Below are 20963 nucleotides of genomic sequence, written 5' to 3' on the forward strand. Positions count from 1 at the left end.
GGGGGAAAGCGATGAACGCAACAGTGAGGATAGGGTGGCTGGTCAACCGGCTGCGCTGCATGTCGGTGGCGGAAGTCGGCTACCGGGTCCGCCAGGCGGCTGCGACCAGGATGGGCCGGCGCTTGGCCGGCCGCAGCGCCCCCGCGCCGCTGCCGCGTGCGCGCACGCTGGCGGTGCAGGGCGCGCCCGCCCTCGACAAGCACGAGATCGAAGCCTTGCTGCTGGACGCCGAACGCATCTGCGCCGGCCACGTGGTGCTGTTCGCCGAACGCCGCTTCGACGTCGGCGTGCCCACCGCCTGGAACCGCGACCCCGACACCGGCGTGCTCGGCCCCGCCGTCTACGCCGGCGACATCGCCATTACCGACCGCGAGCAGGTCGGCGACATCAAGCACGTGTGGGAGCTGAACCGCCACCTGCACCTGGTGCGCCTGGCCCAGGCCTGGGTGCTGAGCGGCGAAGAGCGCTGGCTGCACGCGCTCGCGCAGCAGCTGCGCAGCTGGCTCGAGCAGTGCCCGCCGCTGACCGGCCCCAACTGGACCAGTTCGCTCGAACTCGGCATCCGCCTGATCAACTGGAGCCTGGTGTGGCAACTGGTGGGCGGCGAGAACAGCCCGCTGTTCGAAGGCGAGTCCGGCCACAAGCTGCGCGAAGACTGGCAGGGCAGCATCCACGCCCATTGCCGCAGCATCGCGCGCCACCTGTCGCGCCATTCCTCGGCCAACAACCACCTGATCGGCGAGCTGGCCGGCCTGTACGTGGGTGCCAGCACCTGGCCGTGCTGGAAGGAGTCCGCCGGCTGGCTGGAGCAGGCGCGCCGCGAACTCGAACACGAGGCGGTGCTGCAATTCTCGCGCGACGGCGTCAACCGCGAGCAGGCCTTCGCCTACCATATTTTTTCCAGTGAATTCCTGTTCGTCGCCGGCCTGATGGGCGAGGCCTGCGGCCAGCCTTTCCCGCGCCCCTACTGGGCTTCGCTGCAGCGCGCGCTGCGCTTCCTGCGCTCGGTGCGCGACCTTGGCGGCCACGTGCCGGCGGTGGGCGACGCCGACGACGGCTGCGTGTTCCGGCTGGACGCCGCCGGCATGGACCGCGCCGCCCAGCTGCTGGCGCTGGGCGACACCGTCTTCGGGGCGTCGAACGATACCCACCCCGGCGTACGCTGGCTGCTGCACGCGCTGCCCGGCGCGCGGCCGGACTGCGACCCGCACGAGGTCGATACCGGCTGGGCCTTCCCGGACGGCGGGTACTTTATGTTCGGCAACCACTTTGGCGAGCACCAGGAGATCAAGGGCCTGCTCGACTGCGGCCCGCTGGGCTACCTCGGCATCGCCGCCCATGGCCATGCCGATGCGCTGGCATTGAGCCTGTCGGTGGCCGGCGAGGAATGCCTGATCGACGCGGGCACCTATTCCTACTGGCAAGACCAGAAGTGGCGCGACTACTTCCGCGGCACCTCGAGCCACAATACGGTGCGTATCGACGGCCTCGACCAGTCGACCAGCGGCGGGCGCTTCATGTGGCTGCGCAAGGCCGAGGCGCATATCGACCGCATGCCCAACAGCCCGAACGACTTCGATTTTCGCGGCTCGCACGACGGCTATACCCGCTTGCCGGACCCGGTACGGCACATGCGCAGCGTGCGTTTCGACGGCGCCGCCAACACCCTGGTGGTGCGCGACGAGATCTCGGCGCGCAAGCAGCACAAGGTCGAGCTGTTCTGGCACTTCGCGCCCGAACTCGACGTGCGCCTGACCAGCCAGGGCCTGTCGGTGCGCGGCCAGCGCTTCGTGCTGCAGATGCAGGCCAGCGGCGCCGACCTGCAGCTGGAACTGGTGCGCGGGGCCGAGAACCCGCCGCTCGGCTGGTGCTCGCGCACCTATGAATCGAAACGTCCCTGCGAGGTGCTCAGGATCACGACCGTATCGTCCGCCGTTCCGGTCGAATGCAGGTTTACAATAACGTTTTTGCATTAACAGACAACAAGCAGTGTGTCTTTAATAAATTAGAAATTTACAAAGGGAAATGTCCATATGTTGATTTACCTCGTTGCCGGTGCGCGTCCGAACTTCATGAAGATCGCGCCGATCGTGCGCGCCCTGCAGGCCCAGGAGACGCTGTCCTTCAAGATCATCCACACCGGACAGCACTACGACCGCGAGATGAACGACGTGTTCTTCGAAGAACTGGGCATTCCGCAGCCGGACGTGTTCATGGCCGCCGGCGGCGGCAGCCACGGGCAGCAGACCGCCAAGATCATGGTCGCGTTTGAAGAGCTGTGCATGGCCGAGCGGCCAAGCGCGGTGCTGGTGGTGGGCGACGTCAACTCGACCCTGGCCTGCTCGATCGTGGCCAAGAAGCTGGTGATCCCGGTCGCCCACGTCGAGGCCGGCCTGCGCAGCGGCGACATCAGCATGCCCGAGGAAATCAACCGCCTGGTCACCGACAGCATCTCGGACTGGTTCTTCGCCACCGAGCCGGCCGCCGTCGAGCACCTGCGCCGCGAAGGCAAGCCGGATTCCGCAGTGCACTATGTCGGCCACGTGATGGTGGACAACGTGCTGTACCAGGCCGACAAGCTGTCGCGCGCCGACACCGCGGCCTTCGAGACCAGCGGCTTCAAGGCGCAGCAGGGGGCCCAGGGCGGGCGCTATGGCGTGGTGACCCTGCACCGCCCGAGCAATGTCGACGAGCCGGAAACCTTCGCCCGCATCGCCGGCGCGCTCAAGGAGATCGCCCAGGAATTGCCGCTGATTTTCCCGGTGCATCCGCGTACCCGCGCCAACATCGAGAAGTTCGGCATCGATCTCGGCCCCAACATCACGCTGGCCGGGCCGCAGGCCTACATGGCCTTCCTCAACCTGTGGAAGGACGCGGCCGTGGTGCTTACCGACAGCGGCGGGCTGCAGGAAGAAACCACCGCGCTGGGCGTGCCCTGCGTGACCATCCGCGAGAACACCGAACGTCCGGTGACGGTCGAAGAGGGCTCCAATGTCCTGGCCGGCACCGATCCCGACACCATCGTCCGCGAAGCGCGCAAGGTGCTGCGCGGCGAAGGCAAGCAGGGCCGCCGCCCGCAGTTGTGGGACGGCAAGGCGGCCGAACGCATCGTCGCGATCCTGGCCAAGGAGATCGCGCCGGCAACGCCGCAAGGCCTTGCCGCATAGGTGCCTTACCCGAGTAAAGGAATCACATGGATGACCGGATCACGTTGATGGGCTGTCAGGTGGACAACCTGAGCATGGAAGAGACTCTGGGCAAGGTTGAAGGATTCATCGAATCCGGCTTGCCCCATCAGCATGTGGTGGTCAACGTGGACAAGCTGGTCAAGGCCAGTCGCGATCCCGAATTGCGCCAGATCATCAACGACTGCGCGCTGGTCAACGTCGACGGCATGCCGGTGGTGTGGGCCTCGCGCCTGCTCGGCAAGCCGCTCAAGGAACGGGTCGCCGGGGTCGACCTGTTCGAGGCGCTGATGCGGCGCGCCGGCGAAAAGGGCTGGCGCGTGTTCCTGCTCGGCGCGCGCGAGGAAGTCGTCGGCCAAGTGGCCGACACCTATACCCGCAAGTACCCGCAGCTGGTGCTGGCGGGTTACCGCAACGGCTACTGGCAGGGTGAGGAAGAAGAAGCCCTGGTTGCCGAGCAGATCCGGGCGAGCAGGGCCGACCTGCTGTTCGTGGCGATCAGCTCGCCAAAGAAGGAGCAGTTCCTCGGCAAATACCAGGCCCATATGCGGATTCCTTTCGCAATGGGCGTCGGCGGCACCTTCGATGTCGCCATCGGCAAGGTCAAGCGGGCCCCGCTCTGGATGCAGAAGTCGGGGCTCGAATGGTTTTACCGCTTCCTGCAAGAGCCGCGCCGCATGTTCCGGCGCTATTTCATCGAAGACATGGCTTTCATCGGCCTGTTGCTGAAAGAAGCCCTGAAGGGCCGGGGCAGGCAGGTCAAGCAGGGATAAGGGCGGCCACAGAAGCCGCCCGTACGAGAATACACAGCAAGCGCCCCGGAGCAGCAACACGGCGCGGCGCGCGCAGCGCCGCCAGGCCCTGCCGCCCATGGCGTGGGCGCCGGAAGCGTGCGGGCCTGTGCGCGATGGCCGTGATATGCTGCGCTATTGCTTGTCATACTACTAATACATTCTACATATCACAGAGAGCAAAAAGACATGAAGATCCTGGTTACTGGCGGCATGGGCTACATCGGTTCGCATACCGTCGTCGAACTGCAGAACGCGGGCCATGAGGTGGTCGTGGTGGACAACCTGTGCAACGCGGTCGCATCGGTGCAGGAGCGGGTGCAGCGCATCACGGGCAAGCCCTTCATTTTCGAACAGGCCGACATCCGCGACCGCGCGGCCATGGAACGCGTCTTCGGCGCCCACCGGGCCGACGCGGTGATTCACTTCGCCGGCCTGAAGGCGGTCGGCGAATCGGTGGCGCAGCCGCTGCGCTACTACGACAACAACGTCAACGGCAGCGTGATCCTGTTCGAGACGATGGCCAAGTTCGGCGTCAAGACCATCGTGTTCTCGTCCTCGGCCACCGTGTACGGCGACCCGGCCTCGGTGCCGATCCGCGAAGACTTCCCGCTGTCGGCCACCAACCCCTATGGCCGCAGCAAGCTGATGATCGAAGACATCCTGCGCGACCTCGCCAAGGCCGAGCCGGACTGGCGCATCGCGCTGCTGCGCTACTTCAACCCGGTCGGCGCCCACGAGAGCGGCCTGATCGGCGAAGAGCCGAACGGCATCCCGAACAACCTCGTCCCCTACATCGCCCAGGTCGCCAATGGCCAGCGTGACAAACTCTCGGTTTTCGGCGGCGACTACCCGACCCCGGACGGCACCGGCCTGCGCGACTACATCCACGTGGTCGACCTGGCGATCGGCCACGTGAAGACCCTCGACCGCCTGGCCAAGGAGCCGGGCATCGTTACCTATAACCTCGGCACTGGCCGTGGCAACAGCGTGCTGGAAATGGTGCACGCTTTCGAACAAGCCTGTGGGCGCCCGATTCCCTACCAGATCGTCGAGCGCCGTCCGGGCGACGTGGCCAAGTGCTACGCCGACCCGGCCAAGGCGCGCCAAGAGCTGGGCTGGACTGCCGAGCGTGATGTCGCTCAAATGTGCGCCGACGTATGGCGCTACCAAACCACAGCCAAATAATCCAAGTCATGTAAATTAAAGGACGGTCTGATGAAAGCCATGATTCTCGCTGCAGGCAAAGGCACGCGTGTACGCCCGCTGACCTATGACCTGCCCAAACCCATGATTCCCCTGCTGGGCAAACCCGTGATGGCCTACCTGGTCGACCATCTCAAGAAGCACGGCGTGACCGAGATCATGGTCAATGTCAGCTGGCTCCACGAGAAAATCGAAGAATACTTCGGCGAGGGCGAGCAGTTCGGGGTCCAGATCGGCTACTCCTTCGAGGGCTATATCAAGGACGACGGCGCCATCGTGCCCGAGCCGATCGGCTCGGCCGGCGGCATGAAGAAGATCCAGGAGTTCGGCGGCTTCTTCGACGACACCACCATCGTGCTGTGCGGCGACGCCCTGATCGACCTCGACCTGAAGGCGGCGCTGCTCGAGCACCGCCGCAAGGGTGCGATGGCGACCGTCATCACCAAGGAAGTCCCATGGGACAAGGTTTCGTCCTATGGCGTGGTGGTCACCGACGCCGAGGGCCGCATCACCGAGTTCCAGGAAAAACCGTCCGAGGCCGATGCCAAGTCCAACTTCATCTCGACCGGCATCTACATCTTCGAGCCCGAGGTCATCGACCTGATTCCGTCGGGCGTGCCATTCGACATCGGAAGCGAACTGTTCCCGCTGCTGGCCGAACGCGGCCTGCCGTTCTACGCCCAGGGCCGCCCGTTCAACTGGCTCGACATCGGCACCATGAGCGACTACTGGGAAGTGCTGCAGACCGTGCTGACCGGCGAGGTCAACCACATGGACGTGCCCGGCATCCAGATCGAGCCGGGCGTCTGGACCGGACTGAACACGAGCATCGACTGGAACGGCACGAGCATCGAAGGGCCGGTCTACATCGGCTCGAACGTGCGCATCGAAGCCGGCGCCCGCATCGTCGGCCCGACCTGGATCGGCCATGGCAGCCACATCTGCGAAGGCGCCGAGGTCGTGCGTAGCGTGTTGTTCGAATACACACGGGTGTTGCATGATGTAACATTGCATGAAATGATCGTATTCAAAGACTACAGTGTCGACCGCAAGGGCGAGATGAAGCATGCATCCGAGTACTCCTCGGAAGAGTGGCTGAACGCGCGCGACCGCCGACGCTCCCGTCGCAAGGAAATCGACAGCGTCGCCGATCACGCCGTCGTCAAGACCTCAGAAAAAATTCCAGAGAAAGTCAGCGCATGAAAATTTATCCAGTCATCCTCTCCGGCGGCGCCGGTACCCGCCTGTGGCCGCTCTCGCGCGCCGTGCTGCCCAAGCAGCTGCTGCCCCTGGTGGCGGACAGGACCATGCTGCAGGAAACTGCGCTGCGGGTGGCCGACTGGCCGGGAGTGATGGCGCCGCTGGTCGTCTGCGGCAACGACCACCGCTTCATGGTGGCCGAGCAGCTGCGCGAGATCGGCATCACGCCGCTCGGCATCCTGCTCGAACCGGTCGGCCGCAACACCGCCCCGGCGGTCGCGGCGGCGGCCCACTACCTGAAGTCGATCGATCCGGAAGCGCTGATGCTGGTGCTGCCGGCCGACCACGTCATCGAGAACGGCGCCGCCTTCCGCGACGCGGTCGAGCGCGCCGTGACCCTGGTCGGGCAGGGCGCCCTGGCCACCTTCGGCATCGTGCCGAAGACCCCGGAAACCGGCTACGGCTACATCCGCCGCGGCGAACAGGTCGCCAACTGCGGCGACTGCTACAAGGTGGCGCGCTTCGTCGAGAAGCCGGACGCCGCCACCGCCCAGACCTTCCTCGACGAAGGCGGCTACTACTGGAACAGCGGCATGTTCATGTTCCACGCCGAGCGCTTCCTCAAGGAACTGCAGGAGCACGCGCCGGCGATCGCCGCCGCCGCCGAGCAGGCCGTCAGCACCGGCTACCGCGACCTCGACTTCTGCCGCCTCGAAGAAAAGGCCTTCTCGGACAGCCCGTCCGACTCGATCGACTACGCGGTGATGGAAAAGACCCGCGATGCGGCCGTGGTGCCGGCCGACATCGGCTGGAACGACGTCGGCTCCTGGTCGGCGCTGTGGGAAGTGCAGCCGAAGGACGCCGACGGCAACGCCCGCCGCGGCGACGTCTACCTGGACGGCGTCACGAATTCGCTGGTGCGCGCGGAATCGCGCATCGTGGCGGTGGTCGGGGTGGACAACCTGGTGGTGGTCGAGACCCAGGACGCGGTGCTGGTCACCCACAAGGACCAGGTCCAGCGCGTCAAGCAGGTGGTCGACCACCTCAAGAGCAAGGCGCGTACCGAGCACCTGCACCATACCCGCGTGTACCGCCCGTGGGGCCACTACGAGGGCATCGACGCGGGTGACCGTTTCCAGGTCAAGCGCATCACGGTCAAGCCGGGCGAGAAGCTCTCGCTGCAGATGCACCATCACCGCGCCGAGCACTGGGTGGTGGTGTCGGGCACGGCGCGCGTGACCTGCGGCGACAAGGTCTGCCTGCTGTCGGAAAACGAGTCGACCTACATCCCGATCGGCGTCACCCACCGGCTGGAAAACCCGGGCAGGCTGCCCTTGCACCTCATCGAAGTGCAGTCCGGCAGCTACCTCGGCGAGGACGACATCGTCCGCTTCGAGGATATCTACCAGCGCGCGTAGGGTCTGCGGCAAGGCCAGGCAGGCATAGCGGGCCAAGCGGGTTCGTCCAGCTTACGGACGAACCCGCTTGCGCAGCGGAACCGTGCGAACCCCTTCCGGAACGCGGGCATACAATGCCCGCAACTGAACCGAGCAAGGGGGGAGCACCATGAAAACAATGCTTGCAGCGTCTGGCCTGGCCATCAGCATGACGCTGGGCCTGGCAGCGCCGGCGGCGCATGCCCAGAGCGGTGCGCCACTGCTGGACCTGACCCTGTACGGCCAGCTCGAACGCTGGCTGGGCATCGGCCCGCTGGACCTGCGCAACATCTACACACGCCAGACCGGTCACAACTCGCGCGACTTCCACGAGGCCGCCGATGGCGCCGGCATCACGTTCACGCTCCTGCAGGTCACCAACGACTTCGGCCAGAGCTGGATCGTCGGCGGCTACAACCCGCAGAGCTGGTCGTCCACCGACGGCTGGCACGAAACCCCGCGTGACTGGCAGCGCACCGCCTTCATCTTCAATTACACCGCCGGCGAACTGTGGCGCCAGGTCCAGACCAGCGACATTCTCCCGAACCGCGGATTGCGCCAGACCTTCAATGAGCCCAATCACGGTCCGACCTTCGGCGCCGGCCCCGACCTGCTGGTCAACGACCGCCTGAATGCCGCACTGTCCTGGCAGGTAAGCTACGGCAACGGGCTCACCGAGGGCACCAGCATCATCGACGGCAGCACGGGCGGCCAGCTGTTCCAGGTCGACGCGCTCGAGGTGTATTCGATCTCCCCGGTACCGGAGCCGGCCAACACGGCGATGTTCCTCGGCGGCCTGGGCGTGCTGGGCTGGACCGCATGGCGGCGCCGCGCGCGTCCGGCGCCCCGGCGCACGCACTGAAGGGCAGTGCAGCCTGCGGCCGGCGCCTTGACAGGCGTGAGATGACTGAACGGCAAGCTGTGGCATGATGGCGGCGGAGCCTTGGTTCCGCCCCCGTTCATCCTGCGACCGATCCATGCGACCGACCCTGCACGCTTACCTGGGTGCGCGCTTGCGCGCCGTCCTGCTCTGCTGCCTGTCCCTGCTGTGCGCCGCCGGCGCCCTCCATGCCCCAGCTGCGCTTGGCGCGACCGGCGCCTCCGCGCTCACGCCCCGGCAACTGGCGATCGTCATCAACGACGACGATCCGTCCAGCGTCGCCGTCGGCGCCTACTACCGCAAGCGCCGCGCGATCCCGGCCGCCAACGTGGTGCACGTGCGCATACCCGGCAAGCCGCGCAGCATCAGCCCGGCGCGCCTGCGCCTGCTGAAGGAAGAAATCGACAGCCGGCTGGGTCCGGAGATCCAGGCCGTGCTGATGGTCTGGACCGCGCCGTATGCCGTGGACTGCAATTCCATCACCAGCGCCTACACCCTCGGCTTCGACGGCAGCCAGTGCGCCAGGACCTGCGCCGCCGGCCAGCCCAGTCCATATTTCAACAGCAAGTCGGCGCGCCCCTATACCGACCACCAGATGCGCATCTCGATGCTGCTGCCGACCGCATCGGTGCAGGGGGCGAAAGACCTGATCGACCGCGGCGCGGCCGCCGGCTTTCGCACCGTGCCGGCCACCGCCTATTACCTCGCCACGTCGGAAAAGGCGCGCAACACCCGCGCCGGTTTTTTCCCGCGCCCGGGACGCATCCCCGGACGCCGCCTGAGCACCCGGGTCATGCAGGCCGACGTGCTGGAAGGGGTGCGCGATGTGCTGGTCTACCAGACCGGCATGGCCCAGGTGCCCAAGCTGGAGACCCTCGGCTTCGTGCCCGGCGCCCTGGCCGACCACCTGACCTCGCTCGGCGGCGACCTGCTGGGAACGTCCCAGATGAGCAGCCTGCGCTGGCTGGAAGCCGGCGCCACCGCCAGCTACGGCACCGTCAGCGAGCCGTGCAACCATTGGCAGAAGTTTCCTAACCCCTCCGTCCTGTTGCGCCACTACCTGAGCGGTAACAGTGCCATCGAAGCCTACTGGAAGAGTGTTGCGTGGCCAACACAAGGCCTCTTCATCGGCGAGCCCCTCGCCGCACCCTACCGTTCCCGCTAAAACCGGCTCTTCCCTATGAGAGAGAAGGAAGCACATGCTTCCTTCTCCCCGCGCGTGCCTGTTGTAGAGGCAATGACATCAAAAACTTGTCACGGGGATGTAAATTTATTTATTTACACTAATTTTTCCCAATGATAAATTTCATTTTGCTAATTTATTCCCCTTAAATACAGATCCGGATCAAACATCAGGGACCCCATGAACAAGATCGCCGCATCGCCTCTTTCTCCCGGCCGCCTTACGGTCCTGGCCAGCCTGCTTGCCAGCCTTTCGGTATCGGCTTTTGCCGCATCGCCCGACATCGTCATCAGCCAGGTGTACGGCGCCGGCGGAAACGGCAGCGGCGCCAACGTCGCCACTTACAAGCACGATTTCATCGAACTGTTCAACCGTAGCGGCGCCGCCGTGGATATCGGCGACTGGAGCGTGCAGTACGCTTCGAGCACCGGAAGTTCGTGGCAGGTGACGCGGATCCCGGCCGGCACCCGGATCGAGCCGGGCCAGTACTTCCTGATCCGTGAGGCGTCCGGCGCCGCCGCCGTGCCGGATACCCCGTCCGACCTGAACGGCAGCATCCCGATGGCCGGCGCGGCCGGCAAGGTGGCGCTGGTCAGGAACGGGACGGCCCTCGGCGGCACCAAGCCGACCGGCGCCACGGTGGTCGACCTGGTCGGCTACGGCAGCGGCACCAACGGCTTCGAAGGCGATGCGCCGACTGCCGGCATCGGCAACACCAGCTCGGCCTCGCGCGCAGCGGACGGCTGCCAGGACAGCGACCAGAACGGCGTCGACTTCAGCATCGGCCCGGTCGCCCCGCGCACCAGCGCCAGCCCGCGCAACATGTGCTCGGGGGGCGAACCGGTCGCCGCGCCGATCGTCGCCAGCTGCCCGGCGGGCCTGCAGGTCGAGCAGGGCAGCGGCGGCTCGGCGCTGCTGTCGGCCAGCGACGCGGACAGCATCGTCAACAATGCCGTGATCGTCTCCGGCGCCGCGCCGGGCATCGGCCTGAGCGGCCTGGCGCCGGCCGGCGCCATCGGCGCCAGCGCCAGCGTGACCCTGCAGGTCGGCGCCGCCGTCGCGGCCGGCAGCTACCCGGTCAAGGTCAGCTTCACCAACAACGACAGCCAGGAACAGAGCTGCACCGTGGCCGTGAGCGTCGCCGGCCAGCTCAGCATTCCGCAAATCCAGGGCAGCGGCCCGGCCAGCCCCTACGCCGGCACGGTACAGTCGACCGAAGGCGTGGTGACGGCAAAGCTGGGCAACAGCCTGTTCGTGCAGGATCCGGTGGGCGACGGCGACCCCACCACCTCCGACGGCATCTACGTCTTCAACAGCAATGCGGCGCTGGTCACCGGCATCAATCCGGGCGACCGCGTGCGCGTGAGCGGCAAGGTCACCGAATACCGCCCGAGCGGCGCCAACCGTACCTATACCGAGCTGACCGAGATCGCGCAGGTCGCCCGGCTGGCCAGCGGCCAGTCCGTGACGCCGACCAATATCGTGCTGCCCAACGCCGACCTGGCCCGCTATGAAGGCATGCTGGTGCGCTTCGTGTCGGACCTGACCGTGAACCAGAACAAGTACCTGGGCGACCGCGGCGAACTGACCCTGGCCTACGGCCGTCGCGAGAACCCGACCAACCGCTATCCCGCCGGTTCGCCGGAAGCGGCGGCGCTGGCGCAGGAAAATGCGGCCAACGAAGTGGTGCTGGACGATGGCATCTTCAGCGCCCCGGCCGTCATTCCCTACCTCGGCGAAGACAATACCGTGCGCGCCGGCGATACCGTGAGCGGCCTGACCGGCGTGCTCGACTACGGCTCGATCGGCGGCGGCGGGGCGGCGTTCAAGCTGCAGCCGACCGAAGCACCGCAGTTCTCGCGCAGCAATCCGCGTCCGGCAGCGCCGAGCCTGCCGGCCGGCGTCAAGGTCGCCAGCGCCAACGTGCTGAACTTCTTCACCACCTTCACCAACGGCGGCGACGCCTGGGGCCGCACCGGCCAGGGCTGCACCATCGGTTCGCGCACCGCGGCCAGCGAATGCCGCGGCGCCGACAACATGACCGAGTTCGTCCGCCAGCGCAACCAGATCGTGGCTTCGCTCAAGAGCCTGGACGCGGACGTGGTGGGCCTGATGGAAATCCAGAACAACGGCGACGTCGCCGTCGGCTACCTGGTCGAGCAACTCAATGCCGCCATCGGCCAGCCGGTCTATGCGGCCGTGCCGGCGCCTGCCGCAACCGGGACCGACGCCATCCGCGTGGCCATGATCTACAAGCCGGCCGTGGTCTCGCTGGTGGGGGGCGCCCTGTCGGACAGCGACCGCATCAATAACCGTCCGCCCATGGCCCAGACCTTCAAGGCCGGCAACGGCGCCAGGTTCTCCGTGATCGTCAACCACCTCAAGTCGAAAGCCAGCTGCGGCGGCGCCACCGGCGGCGACCTCGATCCGGGCAACGGCCAGGGCTGCTGGGATACCACCCGCGTCAACCAGGCCACGCGCCTGGCCGATGTCTTCATCCCGCAAGTGGTGCAGGCCGCCGGCGATCCGGACGTGCTGGTGATCGGCGACATGAACGCTTATGCCTTCGAGAACCCGATCAACCTGCTGACCAGCAAGGGCCTGGTCAACCAGATCGAGCGCTTCGTCCGTCCGCAAGGCATGCCGTATTCTTATGTGTTCGACGGCCAGGCAGGCTACCTCGACCATGCACTGGCCAGTGCTGCGCTGAGCGCGCAAGTGGCCGGCGCCGCCGAATGGCACAACAATGCCGACGAGCCGGAGCACATCGACTACAACCTCGGCGACACGGTCCAGGACCCGTATCGCGAGAACGCCTACCGCGCTTCGGACCATGACCCGGTGGTGGTCAGCCTGGACCTGAGCGCGCCGTATGCCGACGTCACCGCCTCGGTGAAGGTCACGCAGGGCGGCCTGACGATGAACCGCGCCACCCTGAAGTACAGCGGCAAGCTCACCTTCACCAACACCACCGCCGTGCCCCTGTCCGGCCCGCTGCACTTCGTGCTGCAGGGCCTGACCGAGGGCGTGAGCCTGGACGGCGCCAGCGGCACCCACGACGGCGCGCCTTACCTGACGCTGCCGGGCGCCGCGCTGGCCCCCGGCGCCAGCGTGAGCGTCACCGTCACCTTCAGCAACCCGTCGAAGAAGGCGATCGGCTACACGCCGAAGCTGTTCTCGGGCTCGTTCTAATATCAAGGGAAAACTGTCATGACCAACTTCAAGAACCTGTTCCTGCGCGCCTTGCTGGCGCTGTCGATCCTGGCGGCCGCGCCGGCGGCACTGGCCGGACCGCTGTACCGCGTGACGCTCGATACCGGCGCCAGCGACTGGGTCGGCCTGTCCGGCTACCTCGACCTGAGCTTCGGCGGCTATGTCGGGGTCGGCCCGGCCAAGGCGACCGTGACCAATCTGCACGGCGCTTTCGACGAGAGCGTGGAGGCGTACTTCGAATCGCTGGCCGGCGGCAACCGCGCCGATGGCTTCACCCTGGTGGCCAGCGAGAACCTGTCGCTGGTGAGCCAGGCGGTGACCTTCGGCGGCATCTTCAGCTTCGACCTGCGTTTCGAGGAAGCGCTGGCCGGACTGGGCGCGGACTTCGGCGTTTCCCTGGTCGACAGCGACTTCGCCCCGCTGACCGGCGACTTCCCGGCGCTGACCTTCTTCCTGGTGCCGGGCGAAGAAACCACCATGGTCGGCGCCGAGCTGGCGCGGGTCGAGGTCTTGCCGGAAGGGGACGTGCCGGAACCGTCGGACTGGGTGCTGGTCGCCACCGGACTGTTCCTGCTCGGTGCGACCCGGCGCCTGCAGCGCCGCTGAGCCTTGTCGCAGGATGCCGATTCCTGGGGCAAAAAAAAAGGCGCTGTTACCTTTATCTATTGATGACCCCGATTGCGATGCGTAAAAACTGTTCCGCAGAAATTACCTGCGCGCGGTCGAGCACCCGGTGCCAGCCGAGGTAATTCGGCAGGTAGCGCGATGCCACGCCGCGGAAGCGGGCCAGCCAGTCGCGCAGACGCTGATGGAAGGCGTTGACGTTCTGGACGTGGAGGGCGTTGCCAGCGTCACGGCGCACACGCACGCCGGCGCGCAAGTTGACCGCCTGGTGGGCGATCCCATGTTTGCGTGAGAACGTCCGGTAAACGGCATTGGCGTCGCTGACCAGGAGTGCTTGCCGGTCGAGCTTGGGCAGCAGGTGGCGTTCCAGGTGCACCGCCTTCAAGGCCCCGCGCCCGACCAGTGCGCCGATGGTCTGCCTGGCGCGGTCGCGTGCCACCAGGATGCAGTCGAGCTCGTTTGAGATGCCGCGTTTGCGCGCCGCGCCGCCACGCTTTCTCGGCGCCCGGTCCAGCTTGCGCGCGCCCTTTTGCGATTCCAGGATGAACATTTCATCGGCCTCGACGATGCCGCTCAATTGCTCTGGTTGGTCGTGCTTGACCCGGTCGACGAAGCGGTGGCGCCAGCGAAACGCGGTGTTGCGGTGCACGCCCACGTCAAGGGCGGCGCGGCGCACTGATGTGGCCCCGATCAATGCGTCCAGGTAGTCGAGCCATTTTTCGCGCAGCCGCAGCCGTGCCAAAGGCGTGCCGCTCAGGTCGTTGAAGCTGCGGCCGCATTCCCTGCAGCGATAGCGCTGCAGGCCGTTGGCATGGCCGTGCCGGTGGCAGCGCTGGGAGGCGCAGCGCGGGCAGGCGCGTTGGGGTGCGCGGATCTGCTCGATGAGGGCGACGACCCGGTCCAGCCCTGCGGCCGGATGCAATGCCGCCAGTGTTTGTTGGCGCTGCGCCCCGTTCAGCGCGGGCAGCCGCGCGAACCATTTCGTGAAGCTGGGTGTTTTCACGGCCGCTTCCTGTCGATGGAGACAGGTGTTCGACCAGGGAGGTGCTCAGCAGTTCAGCCCTCATCCATAGTTAACGCTGACAGAGCCAAAAAAAACGGCGCCGAAAGGCGCCGTGACGGATGCGTCGGGAGGAGGATTACGACCGGGTGATGCCGTCGGCTTCGGCTGCGGCACGGCGCATCGCGTCCACGCGGTAGGCTTCGGCATTGCCGTCGATGATGCGCAGGCTGGCGCAGCCTTCGGCGGCGCAGTCCGGGACCGGATTGTTGGGGCCGGCGGCGGCGGCGACCGCCGGGCCGGTCGAGGCTGCAGGCGCGGCGACTGCGATGGCGGGAGCGCCCGCCGCGACGCCCAGGTCGCTCTGCACTGCCGCGCCGAGCGTCATCGACACTTGGCTTTCCTGTTGGCCTGCGCCGCACGCGGTCAGGAGGGTAGTCAGGGCGATGGCGGCGATAGTACGGAAGGAGGTGTTCATGATCGGTCTGTGGAGCAAGCTCGTCGGTAACGAATCTAATTGTAGAGAGTAAATTTTTCCGGTGCTCAATTATTTTCATTAGTGAACAGAAAATATTAAAGTTTAGAAATAGAATTGCGCGATGTTCGTGGGTTTTAGTGGCAGTTGCGGAATATGTTTTTAAGGGAATAAAAAATTCTGTGTGGCAATTGATGTTCTACGGCAACACTTTCTTTGCTGCCTCTGCTGCCCGGCGACGGCCTGCGAATGCCGGTCGCGTTGGCAAGCCCGGCCATGCACACCCCGATTCGCTTGACCACGTCCGGGCAAGCAGGGAAGATGAACGGCATGCGAAAACTCCTTTTAATCCTCCTGCTCGGCTGTACCGCCTGCAGCACCCAGGCCCAGGATCCCGGCCGCAAGCAAAGCCCTGGCGAGACAGCGGCGGCCGCGCACGGTGGCGACACGCTGGCGCGCATCCGCGCCCTGATCGGCGAGGCTTCCTGTACCCATTCCGGCCAGTGCCGCAGCCTGCCGGTCGGGGCGCTGGCCTGTGGCGGCCCGCAGGCCTACCTGCCGTATTCCGAATCGCGCACCGACGAGAAAGCCTTGCGCGCGCTCGCCGAGCAATACAAGGCCGAGCGCCAGGCCGAGATCAAGGCCAGTGGCCTGGTGTCCACCTGCCGCTACCTGGTCGACCCGGGTGCGGTCTGCAGCAGCGGCAGTTGCCAGCTCGGCGCCTCCTCCCCGGCGGCACCGCCGGTGGCGCGCTGACCCATCCCGATTCGTCTGCTTCGCTTGCGAGCGCAGCCGCTGTGCGGCAGCGCAAGCGGGCCCGCGCAGGCGCCTGCGATAGTGACAGCCGTCGCTGTGCGCAATGTCGCGGCAATGACAAAAGAGAAAGAAATGTTGTCTTGACATCGGGCGGCGTGGTAGCCTTCCAAGCCAGGCTTTTCGTATGTGCAATTAGGAGTGGGTCGATGCATTCAGTAATGGAACAGCACGCTCAAGCGCGTGCCGCCTCATGCGTGGCCGTGCGCGGCATGGCGCGCAACGGGCAGCGGGGCTTCACGCTGCTCGAGCTGCTGGTGGTGATCGTGATCATCGGCCTGCTCGCGGCGTATGTCGGTCCCAAGTATTTCTCGCAACTGGGCAAGTCCGAAGTGACGGTGGCAAAGGCGCAGATCGACGCCTTCGACAAGTCGCTCGACACCTATCGCCTCGACGTCGGCCGCTATCCGAGCGCCGAGGAAGGCCTGAATGCCCTCATGGCCGCGCCGCCGAGCGCCGGCGCCAAATGGAACGGTCCCTACCTGAAGAAAGGCGTGCCGCAGGATCCCTGGGGCCGTCCTTACCAGTACCGCGCACCGGGCAGCAAGGGAGAGTACGACATCCTCTCGCTCGGCAAGGATGGCCAGCCGGGCGGTACCGGCGAGAATGCCGACATTTCGTCGAACTGAGCGCGACCAGTACACCGTCACCGTTCCATAGAGCTAACACCTAGCAGGGCCCGCCTTCATGCAGTTTGCCGTTCGCACCCTTGCGCCCGACATGTCGATTTCGAACCTGGTCGTCGACGCCGCCGACGCGCTCGACGCGCGCCGCCAGGTCGAGGCGCGCGGGCTGTTCGTCAGCGCCGTCGAGCCGGCCCGGTCCTCGCCGCTGGGCCTGTTCAGTGGCTTCGACCGCAAGAGCGGCGGCAGGCTGTCGCTGGTCCTGTTCAGCCAGGAACTGCTGGCCCTGCTCAACGCCGGGCTCGGCATCGTCGAGGGCCTGGAAGCGCTGCTCGAAAAAGAAGCCAGCCCGGGCGCGCGCGGCGTGCTCGAGCGGCTACTGGCCGGCCTGCGCGAGGGCAAGCGCTTCTCCGGCGTGCTGGCAAGCCAACCCGATCTGTTCCCGCCGCTGTATGTCGGCATCGTGCGCGCCGCCGAGGGCACCAGCGACCTGCCGCGCGCGCTCACGCGCTACATCGACTACCAGCAGCGCATCGACATCGTGCGCGCCAAGATCGTCAGCGCCTCGATCTACCCGGTGATCCTGTTGCTGGTGGGCGGCGGGGTGAGCGCCTTCCTGATCGGCTATGTGGTGCCGAAGTTCGCCGAGGTCTACCAGGGGGCAGGGCGCTCGCTGCCCTGGATGTCGCAGTTGCTGCTCGACTGGGGCCAGTTCGCCGCCAGCCACGGCAGTGCGATCCTGGTCGCGGCGCTGCTGCTGCTGGCCGGCGCGATGGCCGGCGGGCGCCACCTGCTGCGCAGCGGCGGCATCAACCGCCTGCTGGTGCGTTTGCCCGGCATCGGCGAGCGCGCCCGCATCTACGAACTGTCGCGCCTCTACCTCACGCTCGGCATGCTGACCGAGGGCGGCATCACCATCGTCGGCGCCATCGAGACGGTGCAGCCGATGGTGTCCGGGAACGTGCGCAAGGGCCTGCTGCATGCGCGCGCCGCCGTCGAATCGGGCCAGCCGCTGTCGAACGCGTTCGAGGCCAACGGCCTGACCACGCCGATCTCGCTGCGCATGCTGCGGGTGGGCGAGCGCACCGGCGACATGGGGCCGATGCTGACCCAGTCGGCCGCCTTCTACGACGGCGAGATCAGCCGCTGGATCGACCGTTTCACCCGGACCTTCGAGCCGCTGCTGATGGCGGCCATCGGCCTGGTGGTGGGCGCCATCGTGGTGCTGCTCTACATGCCGATCTTCGACCTGGCCGGAGACATGGGATGAGTGCGGGGATGAGTGCGGGGATGAGCGAAGCCGGCGCCATGCATCCGCTCGATCCGGCGCTGCTGGCCAGGGCCCGCGCGCAGGCCGCGCAGTCGCGGCGCGGCCTGGTGGCCGAACTCGAGGGCCTGACCGGTCTGGAGCCGCGTCGCATCGTGCGCGAGCTGGCGGCCCCGTTCGCGCTGCCGGTGATGGAGACCGCCGCCATGCTGGAGCAGTCTCCCGCCTTCGACCTGCTGCCGCTGGCGGGGGCGATGGCGCGCCACTGCGTGCTGCTGCGCGACGCGGGCGGGCGCTTGCGCGGCGTGCTGTCCGATCCGTTCGACCTCGACCTGCAGACCTGGCTCGGGGCGCAGGCCCGCGCCACCGCCAGGGCCCCGCTCGAACTGTGCCTGGCGCTGCAGTCCGACATCCAGGCTTATCTCTCCAAGCAGGAAGAATCGGCGCGCGCCGTCGACAGCCTGGTCGGGGGCGACGGCGAAGCGCGGCGCGACGGCAAGACCGCCCAGGTGCTGTCCTTCGCCTCGGTGTCGGAAGGCGCCAGCCCGGCCGTCAAGCTGGTCAACTCCACCCTGTACGATGCGCTCAAGGCCGGGGCGTCCGACATCCACCTCGAGAGCACCGCCGGCGGCCTGGCGGTGAAGTACCGGGTCGACGGGGTGCTCGACCATGCGGCCACGGTGGGGGGCATCGAGCTGGCCGAGCACATCATCTCGCGCCTGAAGGTGCTGGCCGAACTCGACATCGCCGAGCGCCGCATCCCCCAGGACGGCAGCTTCCGGGTCGAATCCGGCGGGCGCGACATCGACCTGCGGGTCTCGATCATGCCCAGCATCCACGGCGAGGACGCGGTGATCCGTATCCTCGACAAGCGCGCCATGATCGAAGCCTACGGCGCGCTCACGCTGGAGGCGCTGGGCTTCGACGCGCCGTCGCTGGCGACCCTGCGCACGCTGGCGCAGGAAGCCTACGGCATGCTGCTGGTGACCGGGCCGACCGGTTCCGGCAAGACCACCACCCTGTACGCGGCGCTTACCGAGATCCATAACGGGCGCGAGAAAATCATCACCATCGAGGACCCGGTCGAGTACCAGCTGCCGGGCATCCTGCAGATTCCGGTCAACGAAAAGAAGGGCCTGACCTTTGCCAAGGGACTGCGCTCGATCCTGCGCCACGACCCCGACAAGATCATGGTCGGCGAGATCCGCGACCGCGAGACCGCCGAGATCGCGGTGCAGTCGGCCCTGACCGGCCACCTGGTGCTGACCACCGTCCACGCCAACAACGTGTTCGACGTGTTCGGGCGCTTCACCCACATGGGCATCGACCCGTATGCCTTCGTGTCGGCCCTGAACGGCATCTGGGCCCAACGTCTGATCCGCATGAACTGCCCGCACTGCGCCGAGCGCTACCAGCCGGACCTGCCCGAGCTGGCCTCGGTGCACCTGGCGCGCGAGGAGGCGCAGGACTACGTCTTCATGCGCGGCAAGGGTTGCGGCGACTGCCGCGGCACCGGCTACCGCGGGCGCCGCTCGATCGCCGAGATACTGACCCTGAACGACGAGATCCGCGAGCTGATCGTCGACAAGCAGCCGATCCGCCGCATCAAGGCCGCGGCCCATGCCAACGGCACCCGCAGCCTGCGCCTGGCCGCGCTCGACCTGGTCAGGCGCGGCGCCACCACCATCGACGAGATCAAGCGGGTGACGCTCCATGCGTAGACGGTTCGGACAGTCGCTGCGCCTCGGCGTCGCCGCCGACGGCCTTGCCCTGCTGCGGGTGAGCGGCTGGCCGCGCGCCGGCGCCGAGGTGCTGGCCACGGTGCCCCTGGAGGCCGGTGCGCCCGATGCGCTGGCCGCGGGCCTGCGCGCCCTGCTGGGCGACGCGAACCCGCGCGGCTGGCCGCTGACGGTGGTGCTGGCCGACGAGCTGGTGCGCCTGTGGCAGGTGACGCCGCCGCCGGGCGCCGCCCGCTTCAGCGACCTGCAGGCCGCTTGCGCCTTGCGCCATCAAAGCCTGTTCGGCGCGCCGCCGCTCGCGTGGCGCATCAGCGCCGACTGGAGCGCCGCGCGGCCTTTCCTGGCCGCCGCCGCGCCCGAGGCCCTGCTGGCGCTGCTGGAGACGCTGGCGCGCCAGCACCGTTTCCACCTGGTCGAGGTGACGCCGCAGTTCGTGGCCGCGATGAACGCCTGGCGCCGCGCGCACCGGCCCGGCGCCTGGTTCGGACTGGTGCATGGCGGCGTGCTCTCGCTCGCGGCCTTCGAGGGCGGCGCGCTGGCGGCGGTGCGCACCGCCGTGATCCCGCCCGATGCCGACCGCGACTGGCTTGAAGCCCATGTCGCGCGCGAAGCGCTGCGCGTCGGGGTGGGGCGGCCCGAGCGCCTGCAACTGTGCGGCGCCGCCCCCGCCGGCTGGGCCAGTGCGGCCGGCCGCCTGAAATTCGCCTGTACGCTGCTGGAAGACGACAGCGCCGACTGGCCCTTGCACGTGCGCCTGGCGCGCACCGGAATCGGATCATGAAGCGTACCCGGATCGACTTTGCCCCGCGCAGCCTGCGCCGCACCCTGTTCCGGGTGCCGCCGCGCTTTGCGGGTTTCCTGTTGCCGCTGGCCGTGATGTGCTTCGCGCTGGTGTCGCAGCTGCTCGCCTACCAGGAACAGCGCGAGCAGCTGGACGCGCTGCAGGCCGCCATCGCGGCCCGCTCGGGCGCCATGCGCCCGGTGCTGCTCGCGGCGCCGGCGGCGTTCATGGTGCCCGAGGCGCAGGCCCAGGCCGTCAACGAGGCCGTCATGCAGCTCAACCTGCCCTGGCGCGACCTGGTCGAGGCGGTGGGCGCGGCGACCCCGGCCAGCGTGGCCCTGCTGGCGCTGGAGCCGGACGCGAAGCGCCGCAGCCTGCGCATCACGGCCGAGGCGAAGAGCAGCGACGACATGCTGGCCTACGTGGCGGCGCTGCAGGAGGGGGGCTGGTTCGCGTCAAGCGCCCTGGTGCGCCACGAGATCGCCGAGCAGGAGCCGAACCGGCCCCTGCGTTTCCAGCTCAGCGCACAGTGGGAGATGGCCGAATC

At 67.2% G+C, this 20963-nt stretch carries 18 protein-coding genes and 1 pseudogene; 16 read left to right on the forward strand and 3 right to left on the reverse strand.

The genetic code is table 11. The features are described from left to right. The first annotated feature begins 11 nt into the window (after positions 1-11). The 10 genes from IM543_08210 (at position 12) to IM543_08255 (ending at position 13700) form a co-directional block, all read left to right on the forward strand. Positions 12-1976: an alginate lyase family protein gene (locus IM543_08210; GenBank protein QOY95802.1), complete on the forward strand. Its 1965-nt coding sequence runs from the start codon at positions 12-14 to the stop codon at positions 1974-1976. A gap of 57 nt (positions 1977-2033) precedes the next feature. Continuing rightward, the gene (wecB, locus tag IM543_08215; GenBank protein ID QOY95803.1) at positions 2034-3167 is read left to right on the forward strand and encodes a UDP-N-acetylglucosamine 2-epimerase (non-hydrolyzing); all 1134 of its coding nucleotides are present in this window, start codon (positions 2034-2036) and stop codon (positions 3165-3167) included. A gap of 26 nt (positions 3168-3193) precedes the next feature. Next, positions 3194-3958, forward strand: a complete 765-nt coding sequence (locus IM543_08220; protein ID QOY95804.1) for a WecB/TagA/CpsF family glycosyltransferase — start codon at positions 3194-3196, stop codon at positions 3956-3958. A 207-nt stretch (positions 3959-4165) separates the two neighbouring features. After that, on the forward strand, positions 4166-5164 hold the full coding sequence (gene galE / locus IM543_08225; GenBank protein ID QOY95805.1) for a UDP-glucose 4-epimerase GalE: 999 nt from the start codon (positions 4166-4168) through the stop codon (positions 5162-5164). A gap of 30 nt (positions 5165-5194) precedes the next feature. Further along, on the forward strand, positions 5195-6385 hold the full coding sequence (locus IM543_08230) for an NDP-sugar synthase (GenBank protein ID QOY95806.1): 1191 nt from the start codon (positions 5195-5197) through the stop codon (positions 6383-6385). After that, on the forward strand, positions 6382-7800 hold the full coding sequence (locus IM543_08235) for a mannose-1-phosphate guanylyltransferase/mannose-6-phosphate isomerase (protein QOY95807.1): 1419 nt from the start codon (positions 6382-6384) through the stop codon (positions 7798-7800). The genes IM543_08230 and IM543_08235 overlap by 4 nt, the downstream gene beginning before the upstream one ends. 148 nt (positions 7801-7948) lie before the next feature. Then, entirely contained in the window at positions 7949-8680 is a 732-nt protein-coding gene (locus IM543_08240) for a PEP_CTERM-anchored TLD domain-containing protein (GenBank protein QOY95808.1), read from the forward strand. Between the two features lie 115 nt (positions 8681-8795). Then, complete coding sequence (locus IM543_08245; protein ID QOY95809.1) at positions 8796-9863, forward strand: TIGR03790 family protein; 1068 nt, start codon at positions 8796-8798, stop codon at positions 9861-9863. Positions 9864-10061: 198 nt separating this feature from the next. Further along, the gene (locus tag IM543_08250) at positions 10062-13073 is read left to right on the forward strand and encodes an ExeM/NucH family extracellular endonuclease (GenBank protein ID QOY95810.1); all 3012 of its coding nucleotides are present in this window, start codon (positions 10062-10064) and stop codon (positions 13071-13073) included. An 18-nt stretch (positions 13074-13091) separates the two neighbouring features. Further along, on the forward strand, positions 13092-13700 hold the full coding sequence (locus tag IM543_08255) for an NF038129 family PEP-CTERM protein (protein QOY95811.1): 609 nt from the start codon (positions 13092-13094) through the stop codon (positions 13698-13700). Between the two features lie 52 nt (positions 13701-13752). Here IM543_08255 and IM543_08260 read toward each other — a convergent pair whose 3' ends face one another. The 3 genes from IM543_08260 to IM543_08270 form a co-directional block, all read right to left on the reverse strand. Continuing rightward, on the reverse strand, positions 13753-14721 hold the full coding sequence (locus tag IM543_08260; protein QOY95812.1) for an IS1595 family transposase: 969 nt from the start codon (positions 14719-14721) through the stop codon (positions 13753-13755). A gap of 136 nt (positions 14722-14857) precedes the next feature. Continuing rightward, the gene (locus IM543_08265; GenBank protein ID QOY95813.1) at positions 14858-15196 is read right to left on the reverse strand and encodes a hypothetical protein; all 339 of its coding nucleotides are present in this window, start codon (positions 15194-15196) and stop codon (positions 14858-14860) included. Positions 15197-15330: 134 nt separating this feature from the next. Continuing rightward, positions 15331-15525 carry a hypothetical protein gene (locus tag IM543_08270; protein ID QOY95814.1) on the reverse strand — a complete coding sequence of 65 codons (195 nt, stop codon included), beginning with the start codon at positions 15523-15525 and terminating at the stop codon, positions 15331-15333. On the opposite strand from IM543_08270, the gene IM543_08275 reads away from it, so the two are divergent. From IM543_08275 to IM543_08300, 6 genes and pseudogenes are all read left to right on the forward strand, one after another. Then, positions 15524-15949 carry a hypothetical protein gene (locus tag IM543_08275; GenBank protein QOY95815.1) on the forward strand — a complete coding sequence of 142 codons (426 nt, stop codon included), beginning with the start codon at positions 15524-15526 and terminating at the stop codon, positions 15947-15949. The two genes, IM543_08270 and IM543_08275, sit on opposite strands and share 2 nt — an antisense overlap. Positions 15950-16218: 269 nt before the next feature. Beyond that, positions 16219-16635 (forward strand): type II secretion system major pseudopilin GspG, encoded by a 417-nt coding sequence (gene gspG / locus IM543_08280; GenBank protein ID QOY96583.1) that lies wholly within the window; start codon positions 16219-16221, stop codon positions 16633-16635. A 58-nt stretch (positions 16636-16693) separates the two neighbouring features. Then, complete coding sequence (locus IM543_08285; GenBank protein ID QOY95816.1) at positions 16694-17899, forward strand: type II secretion system F family protein; 1206 nt, start codon at positions 16694-16696, stop codon at positions 17897-17899. 20 nt (positions 17900-17919) lie between these two features. Beyond that, positions 17920-19617 carry a type II/IV secretion system protein gene (locus tag IM543_08290; GenBank protein ID QOY95817.1) on the forward strand — a complete coding sequence of 566 codons (1698 nt, stop codon included), beginning with the start codon at positions 17920-17922 and terminating at the stop codon, positions 19615-19617. Beyond that, positions 19610-20416 carry a hypothetical protein gene (locus IM543_08295; protein ID QOY95818.1) on the forward strand — a complete coding sequence of 269 codons (807 nt, stop codon included), beginning with the start codon at positions 19610-19612 and terminating at the stop codon, positions 20414-20416. The genes IM543_08290 and IM543_08295 overlap by 8 nt, the downstream gene beginning before the upstream one ends. Then, a pseudogene (locus tag IM543_08300) lies at positions 20413-20949 on the forward strand (hypothetical protein). The gene IM543_08295 and the pseudogene IM543_08300 overlap by 4 nt, the downstream one beginning before the upstream one ends. Positions 20950-20963: the final 14 nt, after the last annotated feature.

It is taken from the genome of Massilia sp. UMI-21, from assembly GCA_015277795.1.
GTDB lineage: Bacteria > Pseudomonadota > Gammaproteobacteria > Burkholderiales > Burkholderiaceae_D > Telluria.

What these genes read in the sequence shown, in the direction of transcription:
- gspG (QOY96583.1), top strand. Translation starts at nt 16,219, where the DNA reads ATGGCGCGCAACGGGCAGCGGGGCTTCACGCTGCTCGAGCTGCTGGTG.
- IM543_08255 (QOY95811.1), top strand. Translation starts at nt 13,092, where the DNA reads ATGACCAACTTCAAGAACCTGTTCCTGCGCGCCTTGCTGGCGCTGTCG.
- galE (QOY95805.1), top strand. Translation starts at nt 4,166, where the DNA reads ATGAAGATCCTGGTTACTGGCGGCATGGGCTACATCGGTTCGCATACC.
- IM543_08290 (QOY95817.1), top strand. Translation starts at nt 17,920, where the DNA reads ATGAGCGAAGCCGGCGCCATGCATCCGCTCGATCCGGCGCTGCTGGCC.
- wecB (QOY95803.1), top strand. Translation starts at nt 2,034, where the DNA reads ATGTTGATTTACCTCGTTGCCGGTGCGCGTCCGAACTTCATGAAGATC.
- IM543_08265 (QOY95813.1), bottom strand. Translation starts at nt 15,196, where the DNA reads ATGAACACCTCCTTCCGTACTATCGCCGCCATCGCCCTGACTACCCTC.
- IM543_08210 (QOY95802.1), top strand. Translation starts at nt 12, where the DNA reads ATGAACGCAACAGTGAGGATAGGGTGGCTGGTCAACCGGCTGCGCTGC.
- IM543_08295 (QOY95818.1), top strand. Translation starts at nt 19,610, where the DNA reads ATGCGTAGACGGTTCGGACAGTCGCTGCGCCTCGGCGTCGCCGCCGAC.
- IM543_08220 (QOY95804.1), top strand. Translation starts at nt 3,194, where the DNA reads ATGGATGACCGGATCACGTTGATGGGCTGTCAGGTGGACAACCTGAGC.
- IM543_08230 (QOY95806.1), top strand. Translation starts at nt 5,195, where the DNA reads ATGAAAGCCATGATTCTCGCTGCAGGCAAAGGCACGCGTGTACGCCCG.
- IM543_08250 (QOY95810.1), top strand. Translation starts at nt 10,062, where the DNA reads ATGAACAAGATCGCCGCATCGCCTCTTTCTCCCGGCCGCCTTACGGTC.
- IM543_08240 (QOY95808.1), top strand. Translation starts at nt 7,949, where the DNA reads ATGAAAACAATGCTTGCAGCGTCTGGCCTGGCCATCAGCATGACGCTG.
- IM543_08285 (QOY95816.1), top strand. Translation starts at nt 16,694, where the DNA reads ATGCAGTTTGCCGTTCGCACCCTTGCGCCCGACATGTCGATTTCGAAC.
- IM543_08275 (QOY95815.1), top strand. Translation starts at nt 15,524, where the DNA reads ATGCGAAAACTCCTTTTAATCCTCCTGCTCGGCTGTACCGCCTGCAGC.
- IM543_08235 (QOY95807.1), top strand. Translation starts at nt 6,382, where the DNA reads ATGAAAATTTATCCAGTCATCCTCTCCGGCGGCGCCGGTACCCGCCTG.
- IM543_08270 (QOY95814.1), bottom strand. Translation starts at nt 15,525, where the DNA reads ATGCCGTTCATCTTCCCTGCTTGCCCGGACGTGGTCAAGCGAATCGGG.
- IM543_08245 (QOY95809.1), top strand. Translation starts at nt 8,796, where the DNA reads ATGCGACCGACCCTGCACGCTTACCTGGGTGCGCGCTTGCGCGCCGTC.